The organism is Pseudomonas sp. WS 5051 (assembly GCF_012985715.1).
GTDB lineage: Bacteria > Pseudomonadota > Gammaproteobacteria > Pseudomonadales > Pseudomonadaceae > Aquipseudomonas > Aquipseudomonas bubulae.
This window is the reverse complement of the sequence record NZ_JAAQWV010000007.1, coordinates 322542-339001: the sequence shown is the minus strand read 5'-3', so window position 1 is coordinate 339001 and position 16460 is coordinate 322542. Positions and strand designations below refer to the sequence as shown.

Genomic DNA, 16460 nt, shown 5'->3' with positions numbered 1-16460 from the left:
AGATATCTGCAACCAGATCCCAGGCTGCGTCGGGGAGTTCATACCGCTTTGCCATCTTGGCCTCCTGGCTTTAATGGCGGTGTATTTTACAGAAAATCGTATTTCTTGGGTTTACGTACAGAGCCTAGTATTGGAGTCTAAATTTCCTGCTTCCCGACTGCCATTAAAAACCTTCTTGGTGTTGAAGTCATTGACCTTGTCACCCGCGAATAACCCGCGATAAACCATGACAGCTTATCGCATGACGAGTGCCTTTAAGATGGAGTTAGAAAACAGCGCCAACTTACGAGGCATATATGACTACGCTGCGATCAAACTCCGCAGATAAGCGCTCATGAATTTAGCAACCAGGTACTCACACCGGTTTAGGCTAACCAAAATCAAGCCAACGCTGGGCACAGCTCACAACAATGGGAATACTCGCCTCACTACAGACTTGCAAAAATAAGGCCCGCAATTCGCGGGCCCTATATACATCAGAAAACGACTAAGTTCGCATATACCAACTTCAGGCTAACTCCCACTCTATTATCAGCAATAAATAAATATCCTTATAAATCAGTCGTTAACTACCATGCTTCTGATCCATGCCACGAGTAATACCATGTTAAGAAAACCTGATTTCATAGATCTGTCTTGAGCACGTAACTCAGCCAAACGCCTGCACAGCATCAAGCGAGGCGCTTGGCACTCGAATTGGAACATAATGAGAGTTTTTGAGCCCAGGCAGATACCCTCATGGACCGATACGAGCCACCCGAGCCTCGCTCTCCGTTGCCGGAGCTCACCCAGCTTCTCACGCCCGGCACGCTCGGGTTTTATACCCATGTCGAATGTACAGAGCTGTACGCCAGTCGACCCGATCATGACGGTATTATCAATATCTTCACGCTATTGATTGCCGAGGAACAATCTGATCTCGAGCCAGCGGCTGCCTGCTTCTTGACGCCGAAACCTATTCGAATCAAATCGCTCAATGGCTGGAGCTTTGGCCTCCGCCGTTACACGGTGGCGATCGGCACGCTCATCCCGGCTCTCACGGCTTTGGAGGCCGGGGAAGGATGGAAACTTTCAGGCGATGAACTCGAAATCGGCGAGCTTTTACCGATGCCCGCACAGTTTGTGCCGCCGGACAATGGCGCGCCGGTTCCATGGAACAAACTCCTCAAAAACAACTTCTGGACCGGCTCGCACCTATTTGAATGGACCGATCATAAGAAAGAACCCCTGACGCCGCTCTTCGCAGATCCTCGCCGGTTGCAAGAGCTATCGGCAGAGATCGAGAAGTATATCCCGCTCCAATTGGCCACAATGTCAGACCGGCTCGGCAACTTGGCGGTCCAGCTTCCGATCACTGTGCTGATGGCGAAATTCGAAAAGCTTCAAGATGGCGATTTTCAAGTCGAACATGCCTGGCATCCTAAGGCCTCCCCGCGTCCCTTGATGGCAGTCTGCGAATTGGAACACGACAACATCATCACTGGCTTTGCTTCAGCAAGACTAAAAGAAAGGATCACCCCTCTCCCGATGCGTGCTGGCCGTGGGCTGCATCGGGGCTTCATCTGGGACGAACAGAGCAGCACGCTCCTCGTCGCCTCCGGCGCAGGCTCTTTTATCTCTACCATTTCATTCAACATGCGTTCACCCGATCCGGAGCCACGCACCTTTTCGGTCAAAAAACCGGATGGCAGTTGGGACTCTCGACGCGTCGGTATGACTGCCTTTTCAAATCACAGTATCGTCGGCGACCCGCAGCCGGACGACAACGGGGGATGGACAGCGAAGCGGATGTACGCAGAGCAAGCCAATCGGCTCGCCGCCGAGCGCCGCTTTGTTCAATACCGTCCGACACGTGGTGATAAAAACGCAGGCCGCCGAAAGGCATTGGATGACCTTCGCGCGCTAATCATTGCCTACGGCGAAAAAGGCGCGTGGCTGTGGGACCCATATCTTTCAGCCAACGAGATACTTGAAACGCTGTTTTACTGCCCCTATCAAGGCGTGGACCTTCGCGGTCTGACGACGTCCAAAGCCGGCCCTAGCGACAAAATCCGCCAAACACTTGATGAATGTCAAAGCAACTGGCGGGGCCTGAAACTCGAACTTCGAGTACAGAAGGGCGCGGCGGGCTGGGACTTCCACGATAGGTTCCTGATCTTTCCATCCGGCCCAGATGGGGCAATGGCTTGGTCGCTCGGCACCTCGGTAAACTCCGTGGGCACGGCGCATCACATCCTGCAGAAGGTCGACAATGCTCAGCTTGTGGTGGATGCCTTCACCGACCTTTGGGAGCTACTCGGCGGACAGGATCATCTAATTTGGAGGAGGCCGTCATGAACGCTGCGGATGTTCTTCTCTCGGCTATGGCGGAAGCTACGCGACCTGGGGCGGTCGAAGTCCCCAACTCTCTTCTTGCGGCAATCGAAGCGCAATCCGATCCGTTTCATGCAATTTCTGATTGGGATGCCTGCAACGAGTTATTTGACGCGATCCGATCTCAATTTTCCTTCGTCGAGTTGGTCCGACGCGGCAAGCCTCCGAGCGGTGAGGACTTCGACAAACTCACCGGCCTGCTTCGGTGGATCATCCAAGAAGGCGCCGATTGGAACGTAAGCGCTGATCCGAGCCGTACCCGGCTGGTCGCCCTCTTCGTCGTCGGACAGTTCACAACGATGGAGGCGAATTTCTGGAGCACCGTGCCAGATGACTTCAGGCCCAACGATGGACTACTCGCTTCGCTCGAGAGAGTCATTGAGGGCCTGACGATGAGCTTCACAACTAAGGGCTTAGCGCCTCCAATCTGGGAGTTGGAAGCGGTCGAAAAGTTTGAAAAAGCTGATGCCAAAAGCGATTGGATCGGAATCGCACAAGGCTGGCGACTGATCGAGGATGGATTTTTTCCGAGCATTGCCATTGCGCAGACTGCCCAATGTCTCGACAGATTTGCACCAGAACGCTTGGTGCAGGCCATCTCGGGTCTGCGGCAGACCGCACCGGTCATGAGCGTCGTGCTATCGCTCCCCCCCAATGCAGCACTACGCCTCGGCTCTAGATCGACCAACCCTCATGTCCAGTTCGCAACGACTTACATATCTGTGTCGCTTAGGTCTAACCGCGAGCCGCTCAGTGAAGATTCCAAGAAGTCTCTGGTCCAAATCTTGGAAAATGTCTCGAAAGATAAGCCGCGCTGGGCTGCCTGGATGCACGTGTTCAACTTATTTCCTTCGCGATTTCCAGAATTACAGACGCCTCTCGGTTGCGCTCTTGCTGATGCGAACGATACTGCCCTTCAAGCCTACGTTGATGCGATTAGCCTGCACTGGTCTGGTCAACAGACCCGATTTTCAGTCGCAGAATGTCTCCGGGCCTTCCGGGACAGGGCCATAGCCAAGAAGCGCAAAGCTTTGTGGAATTTTGCTTTTCAGCGTTGGATGTGCTGGGGGTACGGTCTGAACGGGACTGCTGACAGCCTCATTAAGATCTCTCGGTGTGAGTTGGATTACGCTTTAGTAGGTTATGCCGTCGAATGCCTCGACGGTGACCAGAGGCAGCACATGATTGCCTCACTCATTGAGAAGCTTCAGACCGTGGAAAACAACTGGCACCCCGGGATCACGGACTGTCTCTCTGAGTGGAACGCAGTGCTATCGGAAATGCAGCCCCTTTTCTTGGCAATCAGTATCGAGGGCACAGACGCTGACTGGATCGATGAAAAGCCCACAATGCGACTACCATTCGATCCAGACAAGGAAGCCTATGTGATCCTCAAGTACGGCAGACCTCAAATCGACTAAGCAGCTGTATCCTCAAAAAATCAAAAGCCCACTATCACGCGGGCTTTTGGATATTAGCTACAAGGGGTCACTCCCACTCGAACATAAACAATCTTAAAAAACCAATGTAAATCATAGTTTTATTTTGATCATCTCTGCTGATACCACGAAAACACCATAGACGAAAACCTGTTTTCACGAGCACTGCATCATTCATGCGATGTAGTGATCGGCTGGGGAATTGACCCGTCTGCCAATACCGCACTTATCCCATATTGACTCAAGATCCAATGCTTGAAAGTACTCGCAGACCAGGAGTCACGGTCAGTGAAATGCTGGTAAATGGACCAATGCTTCATAAGCTGAAACACGCTCGTCTATGGGAATGACTTGACGTACTGGACGGCAATCAAACAGTGCATAACCGCTATGAGGGTGGCGGGACCGCTTGCAAGCCCTTCAAGAGCAACTCACCCTACGGCGTCTCACACTTATCCGAGTCAACCCATAAGGAAGAACGCAATGTTCACGAGGAGCCTATTGCTGAGTTTTTGCGCTGTGTTACTGGTTGGCTGCACGGGAAGGGGATTTCAACCGCCGGCTCCTGATTACACAAAATGGTACAAGGAGGGCGTATCGCAGACCGGGATCATTGCTGCGATGCGTGCGTGCGGATATACCAATGTTGATGGCGCGGGAGACAGGTCGCCAATCGATGTGAGGTTACTGAACTTCTATTGCATGAAAGACGCAGGCTACAAACGCAAAGATAACTTGGACATGTGCAAGCTCGGTCGTATTGGCGAATCGCCGGTGTGCGACGGCCGCCGTTAATCCATCACCAAAAGGACACAGGGAATGAACAATCTACGCAACGGACTGTATGGCACAGCATTGGTGTTGGCTGCAGTGTGCCAAGACCATGACCTTTGTGCCTCGGCCTGGCGTGGACTACATGGTGCAGGCCACCATGTCGGCGGACTGTTCGTTCCAGCTGGATGAATTGGAGGCGGGCGGCAAGCAGTGGGCGATGGTCCAACCGCAGCCAGCAGGGAAGGTGTCGATGTGCAACGCGATTGATAACTTCTAGCCGGAAATCTGCGCGGGTTGAATGCTGCGCGTAAAGTTCTTCAAAACACACGCCAACACCATAGGGGGAGATGGGCAAACAGTTATTGCTGACATCTGCGCTGCTAAGCGCTCTCGATACCATGCCGGCATTCCTTGTCCGGGACATGGTATCGATGTAGCTCTCTCACATACGTACGATGGGCGCCATTAAAAACGCCATTGATGACGTAGTAAAGATCACTATCAATTCTTATTTTTTACAATAAAATCAGATAGTTGAAAACAAACCTCACTCCCACTCAATCGTTGCCGGCGGCTTGCTCGACACGTCATAAGTTACGCGGGAGATGCCTTCGATTTCGTTGATGATCCGGCCGCTGACGGTTTCCAGCAGTTCGTAAGGCAGATGAGCCCAACGCGCGGTCATGAAGTCGATGGTTTCTACGGCACGCAGGGCAACTACCCAGGCGTAACGACGGCCATCGCCTACAACACCAACCGATTTAACCGGCTGGAACACTACAAATGCCTGGCTCACTTTGTGGTACCAGTCAGCCTTGCGCAGCTCTTCGATGAAGATGTGGTCAGCACGACGCAGGATGTCGGCGTATTCCTTTTTCACTTCACCCAGGATGCGCACGCCCAGACCCGGGCCCGGGAACGGGTGACGGTAGACCATGTCGTACGGCAGGCCCAGTTCCAGACCCAGACGACGGACTTCGTCCTTGAACAGCTCACGCAGTGGCTCAACCAGCTTGAGGTTCATTTCATCCGGCAGGCCGCCCACGTTGTGGTGCGACTTGATGACGTGAGCCTTGCCGCTCTTGGCGCCAGCCGACTCGATCACGTCCGGGTAGATGGTGCCCTGGGCCAGGTACTTGATGTTTTCCAGCTTGCAGGATTCGGCATCGAACACGTCGATAAAGGTACGGCCGATGATCTTGCGCTTTTTCTCCGGGTCGCTTTCGCCAGCCAGGTTGTTCAGGAACTGGTCGGCAGCGTTGGCGCGAATCACCTTGACGCCCATGTTCTCGGCGAACATGGCCATCACTTGCTCACCTTCGTGCAGGCGCAGCAGGCCGTTGTCCACGAATACGCAGGTCAACTGGTCGCCGATGGCCTTGTGCAGCAAAGCTGCTACTACCGAGGAGTCAACGCCGCCGGACAAGCCCAGCAATACGTTGTCGGTACCAACCTGGGCACGGATGTTGGCAATCGCGTCTTCGGCGATTTTCGACGGCGTCCACAGGGCTTCGCAGCCGCAGATGTCGAGGATAAAGCGCGACAGGATGCGGCCACCCTGTTTGGTGTGGGTCACTTCCGGATGGAACTGCACGCCGTAGTAGCCGCGCTCGTCGCTGAACATGCCGGCAATCGGGCAGCTTGGAGTGCTGGCCAGAATGTGGAAGTCGGACGGCATTTTGGTGACCTTGTCACCGTGGCTCATCCACACGTCCAGACCGAACAGGCCGTCGGCATCGATATGGTCTTCGATGCCGTCCAGCAGGCGGCTTTTGCCAACCACGTCGACGCGGGCATAACCGAACTCGCGCAGCTCGGAACCTTCAACCTTGCCGCCCAGTTGCTCGGCCATGGTCTGCATGCCGTAGCAGATACCGAAAACCGGTACGCCCAGGTCAAATACAGCTTGTGGGGCGCGCGGGCTGCCGGCTTCGTGTACCGACTCCGGGCCACCGGCCAGGATGATGCCTTTAGGGGCGAATTCGCGGATCGCTGCGTCGTCCATGTCGAACGGGTGCAGTTCGCAGTAAACGCCGATTTCGCGCACGCGGCGGGCGATCAGCTGGGTGTACTGAGAACCGAAGTCCAGGATCAGGATGCGGTGAGCGTGAATGTCGAGGGCCATGACAAAATCTCGATTAATTTCAGAAACGACACGGGGCTGAATCAAACAGCCCCGGTGACTTAATTCGTATCGCACCCGGGTGTGAACCCGGGTGCGACCACTATCAACCTACGCGATAGTTGGGTGCTTCCTTGGTGATCTGCACGTCGTGGACGTGGGATTCAGCCATGCCAGCGCCGGTGATACGCACGAACTCGGGCTTGGTACGCATTTGTTCGATGTCGGCACAGCCGGTGTAACCCATCGAAGAACGCAGACCGCCCATCAGTTGGTGAATGATCGCCGTCAGCGAGCCTTTGTACGCCACGCGACCTTCGATACCTTCCGGTACCAGCTTCTCGGCACCCGCGGAGGAGTCCTGGAAGTAACGGTCAGAGGAGCCCTGGGATTGCGACATCGCACCCAGCGAACCCATGCCGCGGTAAGCCTTGTACGAACGGCCCTGGTACAGCTCGATTTCGCCTGGTGCTTCTTCAGTACCGGCAAACATCGAACCCATCATCACGCAGGAAGCGCCGGCAACGATGGCCTTGGACAGGTCACCCGAAAAACGGATGCCGCCGTCGGCGATCAGAGGTACGCCAGTGCCTTCAAGGGCAGCGGCCACATTGGCAATCGCGCTGATTTGCGGAACGCCAACACCGGCAACGATACGGGTGGTGCAGATCGAGCCCGGGCCGATACCGACTTTAACTGCGTCAGCGCCGGCTTCAGCCAGGGCCAGGGCAGCAGCGCCAGTGGCGATGTTGCCGCCAATGACCTGAACTTCAGGGAAGTTCTGCTTGACCCAGCGAACGCGGTCGATCACGCCTTTGGAGTGACCGTGGGCGGTGTCGACTACCACCACGTCAACGCCGGCAGCCACGAGGGCGGCCACGCGATCAGCGGTGTCCTTGCCGGTACCGACCGCAGCGCCTACGCGCAGACGACCCTGGTCGTCCTTGCTGGCCAACGGGTAAGCCTTGGCTTTTTCGATGTCGTTAACGGTCATCATGCCCTTGAGGGCAAAGTTGTCGTCGACGATCAGCACGCGCTCGATACGGTGCTTGTGCAACAGCTCGCGGGCTTCTTCCTTGTCGGCGCCTTCCTTGACCGTAACCAGACGCTCTTTAGGCGTCATCACGTCACGAACGGTAGCTTCCAGACGGTTTTCAAAGCGTACGTCACGGGATGTCACGATGCCGACCAGGTCGCCATTGTGCAGTACCGGAACGCCGGAGATATTGTGCTGGCGGGTCAGCTCAAGCAGCTCACGTACCGTGGCATCAGCCTCGATAGTGATCGGCTCTTTAACCACGCCGGCTTCGAAACGCTTGACCTTGCGAACTTCGTGAGCTTGCTGCTCGATGGTCATGTTCTTGTGGATGATACCGATACCGCCTTCCTGAGCCATGGCGATTGCCAGACGAGCTTCAGTTACGGTGTCCATTGCAGCGGAAACCAGCGGAATATTCAGTTCAATGCCACGGGTCAAACGAGTCTTTAAATTGACTTCGTTCGGGAGAACCTCGGAATAACCGGGGACGAGAAGGATGTCATCGAATGTGAGTGCTTCTTGGCTGATACGCAGCATCGCTGGGGCTCCCGAGCGGGAAAATGGAAGCGCGCCATTGTACTCAAAACCCCTGGATCTCTCAACGGAAACCTTTAGAGAGTTTTGCGCTAAGGGCCAATGATTAGCTGACTTTGAAGGCAGAAATTGAACCGTAGCAGCTGCCGAAGGCTGCGTCCGGCGGCGTAGTCGTCGTAAATCCATAGCACGCGTTTTTTCAGCTGAACCGCGTGCCCCGGACTTACGATCGCTTCGCAATCGAACGCAGCCTCGTTCCTTCGGCAGCTGCTACGGAATTTTCACCTCACAGTTCGACTTTCACCCACGCCACCGGCTGGTCGAGCCAGTCGGCGAACTCGTCGAGAAAGCTTTGCTTGAATCCAGCCTCGGCCCAGTTGTTGAAAATAAACCCAAGGTTGGAAAACGCACACGGCTGTAAAAACAGAAAACCGTTGATGTCGTCTTCGTGGGCGCACAGCGGACAGATGAAGTTGTCGGTACGCCCCGGCATCCAGTCTTCGAGGCTTTCAAACAGTGCCTCGCCCACTTCCTTGCGGCACTCGGCGCAACCGGCTTCTTCAAGAAAACCTTTGGCCGGTGTGTAGATGCAGCGCTTGGTGATGATCTCCAGGCCATTGACCGGCTGCCCGAAAGGCAGCGCCTCGGGGTGCAGCACCACTTCACGGGCACCGGGGGCGATGGCGTAGGCCATGCCATTGCCAGTACGGCCGCAGGTGGTGAGCTCTTCTTCGATGATGTTCTTGCGCACCAGCCAGCGCACGATGGCCCGGGCACGCGGCTCATGCACCGGCAAGGTGGAGATTTTTGGAACGATGATGCTTTGCGAGTTCATGGGGTACGGCACATATGGATAAGAGCGACTACAGGGTTCAGCCACGCAGTTTAACTCAGGTAACGCGCAATCAGCGCAATGCCGCTGGCCAGCACCAGCCACGTTACCAGCCGCACAAACGCCTCGCGGGACAATTTGCGCGTCAGCCGGCGGCCAACCCACAGTCCCATTGCCATCGCCGGCAACAGGCAGGCGCCAAGCAACAACAGCTCGCCATCGGCATACACACCGGCAAGCACGAACAACGTAAGACGCACCACGGTGCTGCAACTGATCAACGCACTCTGGGTGGCGCGGGCAGCGTCTTTGGGCAAGCGGGCATTCAGATAAAGCGCATACAAAAAACCGCCACTGCCAAACAGCGCACCAAACAACCCGCCGGTGATACCCGTGGGGATGGCCCAACCGGCAGCGAGCCGTGCCGGCTTCACCTTCACCGCCAGGCTGTACAAGGCGTAAGCGGTGATAAAAACCCCCATCAACAGCAACAACAGGTCGGATTTAAGGTTCAGCAAAAACACCACGCCCACCACACAGCCGATCGCCATGCACGGCAGCAAACGCAGCAACTCGGGCCGCACAACATCCCGGCGCGACGGCAGCCAGTTACCAAAGGCCGCCACAAAATCCAGCAGCACCAGCAGCGGGATGATTTTCGACAGCGGCAGGCACAGAATCAGGATCGGCCCGGCCACCAGCGCCGTGCCGAACCCGGCCACACCAAAGACGATATAGGCCAGGGCAATGGCCAGCTCCAGCAGCACCCACTCACCACCACTAAACGGCAAATCCATTGCTCTGCTTCCTTGTTTTTAGTGCGCAGACTTCTATCAGACAGGTGCAGTGATAACAATCCGCCCTTATGATGACCCGCATGATTAAAGACCCCTTTGCAAGACTCAATCTCGACCGGGAAGTCCTGACCGTCAGCCAGCTCAATGGCCGGGCGCGGGTGCTGCTCGAAGACGTGTTCAGCAATATCTGGGTAGAAGGCGAAATCTCCAACCTCGCCCGCCCGGCCTCTGGCCACGTATATTTCACCCTCAAGGACAGCGGCGCCCAGGTGCGCTGTGCACTCTTTCGCAACAACGCTGCGCGGGTTCGTCAGGCGCTCAAGGATGGCCTGGCGGTCAAGGTGCGCGGCAAGGTCTCGCTGTTTGAAGGCCGTGGCGATTACCAGTTGATCCTCGATACCGTGGAGCCCGCCGGCGACGGCGCACTGCGCCTGGCCTTCGATGCACTCAAGGAAAAGCTCGGCGCCGAAGGCCTGTTCAGCCCCGAACGCAAGGTCGCCCTGCCCGCTCACCCGCAGCGCATCGGTATTGTCAGCTCGCCCACCGGCGCGGTGATTCGCGACATCATCAGCGTGTTCCGCCGCCGTGCGCCACAAGTCGAACTGACCCTGATCCCCACCGCCGTTCAAGGCCGCGAAGCCACGGCGCAAATCGTCCGTGCCCTCAAGCTGGCCGATGCACGGGGCTTTGACGCACTGATCCTGGCCCGCGGCGGCGGCTCGCTGGAAGACCTGTGGTGTTTCAACGAAGAAGCCGTGGCTCGCGCCATCGATGCCTGCGTTACCCCTGTCGTCAGTGCCGTGGGTCACGAAACCGATGTCTCGATCGCCGACTTCGTGGCAGACGTGCGCGCGCCCACGCCTTCGGCCGCGGCCGAGCTGCTGGCACCGGACTCAAGCGACCTGCAACGGCGCATCGACAGCCTGCATCGGCGCCTGGTGATGCGCATTCGTGATCGCCTGATGCGCGACCGCTTGCGCCTCGACGGCCTGGCGCGACGCCTGCGTCACCCCGGCGAACGTCTGCGCCAGCAAGCCCAACGCCTGGATGATCTGGACATGCGCATGCGCCGGGCTTTCGAGCGCAGCCTGAATACTCGCCGCGAACGCCTGATCCGCCTCGAAACCCGTCTGGCCGCACAACATCCGGGGCGTCAGCTGGCCATGTTGCGCCAGCGTCTGGACAGCCTGGCCGAGCGCTTGCCCCGGGCCATGCGCGAAGGCCTCAAGGCGCGCCGCATGCAGCTGCAAAACCAGATGCAAACCCTGCATGTGGTCAGTCCGCTGGCGACCCTGGGCCGTGGCTACAGTATCCTGCTCGATGAAAAGGGCAATGCCGTTCGCCGGGCCGCGCAAACGCAAAACGGTCAGCGCTTGACCGCCAGGCTGGGCGAAGGCGAACTGCAAGTGCGCGTTGAGGACAATCACCTCACGCCTGTCACCCTTTCTTTACTGGATTAACCAATGCCACGTTTTTTCTCTGCCGTGCTGTTGCTGTGCCTGACTTTCAATGCTCAGGCGGCTGACAGCTATATCACCCGCCTGCTGAACAAACCGGTGCCCGGAGGGGTGGCTGTGATCGAGCTGGGCAGCGGCGCCCAGGCGCCCAAGGCCAGTTATGACGGCAAGCCGGTCATGGTGATCAAGGAGCAGGACACCTGGCGGGCGATTGTCGGCATCCCGTTGACGGTCAAACCCGGTAGCCAGCAGATCACCTCCGGCGGGCGCAACCTGAGCTTTGCGGTGGGCAGCAAAAAATACCCCGAGCAACACATCACCTTGAAAAACAAGCGTCAGGTCAATCCCGACCCGGCCGATATCAAGCGCATCGACAACGAGCTGGAGATCCAGATCAAGGCCTACCGCACCTTCAGCCCCAACACGCCGAGCAACCTGTTGCTGGACAAACCGGTCAATGGCCCGCTGTCGAGCAAGTTCGGCGTGCGCCGCTTCTTCAATGGCGAAGAGCGCAACCCTCACGCCGGTCTCGACTTCGCCGTACCTGCTGGCACGCCGATCAAGACCCCGGCAGCGGGCAAGGTAATCCTGATCGGCAATTACTTCTTCAATGGCAATACGGTGTTTGTAGATCACGGCCAGGGCTTTATCAGCATGTTCTGCCATATGTCGAAGATCGACACCAAGGTCGGCCAGCAACTGGCCCGCGGCGATGTGGTGGGCAAGGTCGGCTCGACAGGCCGCGCCACGGGCCCGCATATGCACTGGAACGTCAGCCTCAATGATGCAAGGGTTGACCCGGCGATTTTCATTGGCGCCTTCGCACCCTAACAAGCGCCCAGAAAGGGGAAAACCCCTGTAGCACGCAAGGCATGCCCTCCCTTTAAACAACGCAATCCAGAGCAAGGCAAAAATTAATATGCGCTATAAAAACGCGCATATCTTGTCTTTTCGAGCATTTATATCAATGTTTTTTATAGGCTTGCCATCTTTCCCGCCAATGGTTAGGGTTGAGCCTATGAACACACCTCACGTCCTCATTCTGCTTCGTCAACACCGCAGCCTTTGCCTCGTCAGTGCACGACTGCAACGCTAGTCGCGGTGCCTCGCCTTCTGCTTTGTATTTCTTCGGCTAGCCGCCTCCTCAATGACCGGCTCGCATAAAAAGGATTGCCTGATGACCATGCTCAAAGACCCTTCTTCCAAATACCGTGCCTTCCCGGTCATTGATTTGCCCGACCGAACGTGGCCGTCAAAAACCATCACCCAGGCGCCGATCTGGTGCAGTTCCGATTTGCGCGACGGTAACCAGTCGCTGATCGAGCCGATGGATGCGGTAAAGAAGCTGCGATTCTGGAAAACCCTGGTCAGCGTAGGCGTTAAAGAAATCGAGGCATCGTTCCCGGCGGCATCGCAAACCGACTTTGACTTTGTCCGCACCCTGATCGAAGACGGCCATATACCGGACGACACCACTATCCAGGTGCTGACCCAGGGCCGCGAAGACTTGATCGCCCGCACCTTCGAATCGCTGCGCGGCGCGAAAAAGGCTATCGTCCACCTGTACAACGCCACTTGCCCTGCTTTCCGCCGCATCGTGTTCAACCAGGACAAGGACGGCATCAAGGAAATCGCGGTCAGCGCGGCGAAGCTGTTCGTCAAATACGCCGCTCAGCAGCCCGAAACCCACTGGACGTTCGAATACTCGCCAGAGACCTTCAGCGCCACCGAACTGGAGTTCGCCAAGGAAGTGTGTGACGCGGTAATCGAAGTGTGGAACCCGACGCCTGAGCACAAGATGATCCTCAACTTGCCTGCCACCGTTGAGTGCGCGACGCCGAATATCTACGCCGACCAGATCGAATGGTTCGGCCGCAATATCAATCGCCGTGACAGCGTGCTGATCAGCCTGCACACCCACAACGACCGTGGCACCGGTGTAGCCGCCACCGAGCTGGGCCTGATGGCTGGCGCCGATCGTGTCGAAGGCTGCCTGTTCGGTAACGGCGAACGGACCGGTAACGTCGACCTGGTGACCGTGGCCCTGAACATGTACACCCAGGGCCTGGATCCGCAGCTGGACTTCTCCGATATCGATGGCGTGCGCAAGGTTGTCGAAGAGTGCAACCAGATCCCGGTGCACCCGCGTCACCCGTATGTGGGCGACCTGGTGCACACCGCGTTCTCCGGTTCGCACCAGGACGCCATTCGCAAAGGCTTCGCCCAGCAGAAACCGGACGCCCTGTGGGAAGTGCCGTACTTGCCGATCGACCCGGCGGATATCGGTCGCAGCTACGAAGCCGTGATTCGGGTTAACAGCCAGTCTGGCAAAGGCGGGATCGCTTACCTGCTGGAGCAGGAATACGGCATCAGCTTGCCGCGCCGGATGCAGATCGAATTCAGCCAGGTGGTACAACGCGAAACTGACCGTCTGGGCCTGGAAATGACTGCTCAGCAGATTCACAGCTTGCTGCGCACCGAGTACTTGCAGGCCAACACTCCTTACGCGCTGGTCAGCCATCGCTTGCAGGAAGAGAACGGTCACAGTGCGGTCGAAGTCGAAGTCTCGGCCAAAGGCGACGGCGAAACCAATCTGCGCTGGAGCGGCAAAGGCAACGGCGCGCTGGAAGCACTGGTAGCCGGCCTGCCGGTCAATGCCGAAATAATGGACTACAACGAGCATGCGATTGGTGCTGGCACCAACGCCAAGGCTGCGGCTTATATAGAGTTGCGGGTCAATGGCGGCCGAGCCGTGCATGGCGTGGGCATTGATGAAAACATCACCACGGCAAGCTTCAAGGCATTGTTCAGCGCTCTGAACCGTTCCCTGAGCGAAGCCGAGGCGAAAGCCGCGTAAACGTTGGCCTGAAACGCAAAAGCCCCCAAGGTGAGAACCCTGGGGGCTTTTTATTGCATCATGACCGGCAATCACCAGCCCCTGTGGGAGCGGGCTTGCTCGCGATTCAGGCGGCGCGATTTGGCAGGCAGACCGCGGTGATGCCATCGCGGGCAAGCCACGCTCCCACAGGTTTACGTCGTACACACAATCTGATAACTGCTTCTACAAATCAGCGCAGATCAAAACTGTCCGCATCCAGGTTGGCCGGGAAGCGCTCGCGGTAAGCACCCAATTCGCCCGCATTCAGGCTCATGGTAAATACGCCATCCGCCTCCCCTGCACTGAGCAGCGACTCGCCCTGAAAATCGAGGATATGACTGTCCCCGGTATACACCAGACCTTTGCCGTCCGTGCCCACCCGATTCACCGCCGCGACATAACACAGGTTTTCGATGGCCCGCGCCGGCAGCAAACGGTTCCAGTGCAACCGCCGCGCACCCGGCCAGTTGGCGGTGTACAGCAACAGGTCGGTATCATGGGGGTCGCAGCTCCACACCGGGAAGCGCAGGTCATAGCAAATCAGCGGGCGAACACGCCAGCCCTTGACCTCAAACTGGACCTGACGCTCACCCGGAGTGAAATGCTCATGCTCACCGGCCATTCGGAACAGGTGGCGTTTGTCGTAATGCAGCACTTCGCCATCCGGACGCGCCCACAACAGGCGGTTGCGGTGGCTGCCATCCGCCGCGAGCACAATCACGCTGCCCGTCACCACGGCATTGAGCCTTTGTGCCTGCTTGCGCAGCCACTCGGTGGTCGGGCCGCTTTCGGGCTCAGCAAGGGTACTGGACTCCATGCTGAAGCCGGTGGTGAACATCTCAGGCAAGACCACCAGGTCAGCGCCAACAGCCTGCTCGAGCAGCTCGTCGAAATGATCGAAGTTGGCCTGACGGTCATGCCAGGCCAGCGTGGTTTGCACCAGCGCTACGTTTAAATCGGGTAATCCCTTTAGATCACGCATAGTTTCTCTGCTGCTTCACGCAGCGTCTCCTCGCGTTTGGCAAAACACAGTCGAACCAGCCGTTGCCCTGCGGGCGGGGCCTGGTAGAACACCGACACCGGAATGGTGGCTACACCATGCTCACGGGTCAGCCACACCGCCATGTCGACATCATTGAGGTCCGGACGAATTCGGGAGTAATCCACCAACTGGAAATACGTCCCTGCCACCGGTTTGAAAGTAAAACGCGATGGGTTCAGCAAATCACAAAACAGGTCTCGCTTGGCCTGATAAAACCCGGGCAACTCTTCAACGTGCTCGGGGTGGGCACTCATAAAGTCAGCCAATGCATATTGCAGGGGAGTGACCCCGCAAAAACTGACGTACTGGTGAACCTTGCGCAATTCGGCGGTCAGAGCCGGCGGTGCCACGACATAACCGGTTTTCCAGCCCGTAACGTGATACGTCTTGCCGAAAGAGCTGACCACGAATGCACGATCGTACAGTTCAGGATGGGACAAAACACTGACATGGGGCACGCCATCGAACACCAGGTGTTCGTACACCTCATCGCTGATGAGGTAGATATCCCGATCAGCAATCAGGCGGGCCAACTGGTCAAGCTCGGCACGGCTGATCAAGGCACCACTGGGGTTGTGCGGGCTGTTGAGAATGATCATGCGCGTGCGCGGGCTCAGCGCATCTTCAAGCTTTTGCCAGTCTATCGAAAAGTCATTCAGCCCCAACTGCACATGCACACAACGGCCACCCGCCAGTTCGACCGAAGGCTCGTAGCTGTCGTAGCACGGATCAAACACAATGACTTCATCGCCAGCATGAATCACGGCCTGAATGGCGCAGAAAATAGCCTGGGTAGCGCCGGGGGTGATGGTCACTTCAGTGTCAGCATCCACCTGTGCGCCATAGCTACGGGCGATCTTGGCCGCCACTTGCTGACGCAACGCAGGCAGGCCGGTCATTGGGGAGTACTGGTTATGGCCACTGGCAATGTGCTGGCCAACTGCATCACGCAACGCCTGCGGGCCATCGAAGTCAGGGAACCCCTGAGACAGGTTGAGTGCGCCGGTTTCTGCCGCGAGCTGCGACATGCGCGTGAAGATGGTGGTGCCGACGTTCGGCAACTTGCTGGTGATCATGGCCGTTCCCTGTTGAGTTCCCGGCACTGACTGCGGCACAGGACCCACCGAGGATAGCCCAAACGCCTGACACGAAAAAGGGTCCTTTCGGACCCTT

General features: G+C 57.3%; 13 protein-coding genes. 7 read left to right on the top strand and 6 right to left on the bottom strand.

Features of this window, described 5'->3' with window-relative positions; genetic code table 11:
- Positions 1-738: 738 nt before the first annotated feature.
- The 4 genes from HBN79_RS14515 to HBN79_RS14505 all read left to right on the top strand — a co-directional run bounded on the left by HBN79_RS14515 (position 739) and on the right by HBN79_RS14505 (position 4863).
- A complete protein-coding gene (locus HBN79_RS14515; RefSeq protein ID WP_169916830.1) occupies positions 739-2337 on the top strand; it encodes a VPA1262 family N-terminal domain-containing protein in 1599 nt (532 codons plus the stop codon).
- Positions 2334-3794: a hypothetical protein gene (locus HBN79_RS14510; protein WP_095020377.1), complete on the top strand. Its 1461-nt coding sequence runs from the start codon at positions 2334-2336 to the stop codon at positions 3792-3794. The genes HBN79_RS14515 and HBN79_RS14510 overlap by 4 nt, the downstream gene beginning before the upstream one ends.
- Before the next feature lie 501 nt (positions 3795-4295).
- Positions 4296-4607, top strand: coding sequence for a hypothetical protein (locus tag HBN79_RS23990; RefSeq protein ID WP_010655636.1), 312 nt, complete (start codon positions 4296-4298; stop codon positions 4605-4607).
- 49 nt (positions 4608-4656) lie between these two features.
- On the top strand, positions 4657-4863 hold the full coding sequence (locus HBN79_RS14505) for a hypothetical protein (protein WP_010655635.1): 207 nt from the start codon (positions 4657-4659) through the stop codon (positions 4861-4863).
- A 270-nt stretch (positions 4864-5133) separates the two neighbouring features.
- Here the strand turns inward: HBN79_RS14505 and guaA are convergent, their stop codons facing one another.
- The 4 genes from guaA to HBN79_RS14485 form a co-directional block, all read right to left on the bottom strand.
- A complete protein-coding gene (gene guaA / locus HBN79_RS14500; RefSeq protein WP_095001455.1) occupies positions 5134-6711 on the bottom strand; it encodes a glutamine-hydrolyzing GMP synthase in 1578 nt (525 codons plus the stop codon).
- A gap of 103 nt (positions 6712-6814) precedes the next feature.
- Positions 6815-8284, bottom strand: coding sequence for an IMP dehydrogenase (gene guaB, locus HBN79_RS14495; RefSeq protein WP_016779630.1), 1470 nt, complete (start codon positions 8282-8284; stop codon positions 6815-6817).
- A gap of 283 nt (positions 8285-8567) precedes the next feature.
- Complete coding sequence (locus tag HBN79_RS14490; RefSeq protein WP_095001456.1) at positions 8568-9116, bottom strand: sugar ABC transporter ATPase; 549 nt, start codon at positions 9114-9116, stop codon at positions 8568-8570.
- Between the two features lie 50 nt (positions 9117-9166).
- The gene (locus HBN79_RS14485; RefSeq protein ID WP_095001457.1) at positions 9167-9910 is read right to left on the bottom strand and encodes a sulfite exporter TauE/SafE family protein; all 744 of its coding nucleotides are present in this window, start codon (positions 9908-9910) and stop codon (positions 9167-9169) included.
- A gap of 80 nt (positions 9911-9990) precedes the next feature.
- On the opposite strand from HBN79_RS14485, the gene xseA reads away from it, so the two are divergent.
- The 3 genes from xseA (at position 9991) to leuA (ending at position 14224) form a co-directional block, all read left to right on the top strand.
- The gene (gene xseA, locus HBN79_RS14480) at positions 9991-11370 is read left to right on the top strand and encodes an exodeoxyribonuclease VII large subunit (RefSeq protein WP_095001630.1); all 1380 of its coding nucleotides are present in this window, start codon (positions 9991-9993) and stop codon (positions 11368-11370) included.
- A gap of 3 nt (positions 11371-11373) precedes the next feature.
- Entirely contained in the window at positions 11374-12198 is an 825-nt protein-coding gene (locus tag HBN79_RS14475; RefSeq protein ID WP_169916829.1) for a M23 family metallopeptidase, read from the top strand.
- A gap of 346 nt (positions 12199-12544) precedes the next feature.
- Positions 12545-14224 (top strand): 2-isopropylmalate synthase, encoded by a 1680-nt coding sequence (gene leuA, locus HBN79_RS14470; protein ID WP_095026022.1) that lies wholly within the window; start codon positions 12545-12547, stop codon positions 14222-14224.
- 211 nt (positions 14225-14435) lie between these two features.
- Here the strand turns inward: leuA and HBN79_RS14465 are convergent, their stop codons facing one another.
- Both HBN79_RS14465 and HBN79_RS14460 read right to left on the bottom strand, forming a co-directional pair.
- Positions 14436-15227, bottom strand: coding sequence for an amidohydrolase (locus HBN79_RS14465; RefSeq protein WP_095018338.1), 792 nt, complete (start codon positions 15225-15227; stop codon positions 14436-14438).
- Positions 15215-16363 (bottom strand): pyridoxal phosphate-dependent aminotransferase, encoded by a 1149-nt coding sequence (locus HBN79_RS14460; protein WP_095024169.1) that lies wholly within the window; start codon positions 16361-16363, stop codon positions 15215-15217. The genes HBN79_RS14465 and HBN79_RS14460 overlap by 13 nt, the downstream gene beginning before the upstream one ends.
- Positions 16364-16460 lie beyond the last annotated feature (97 nt).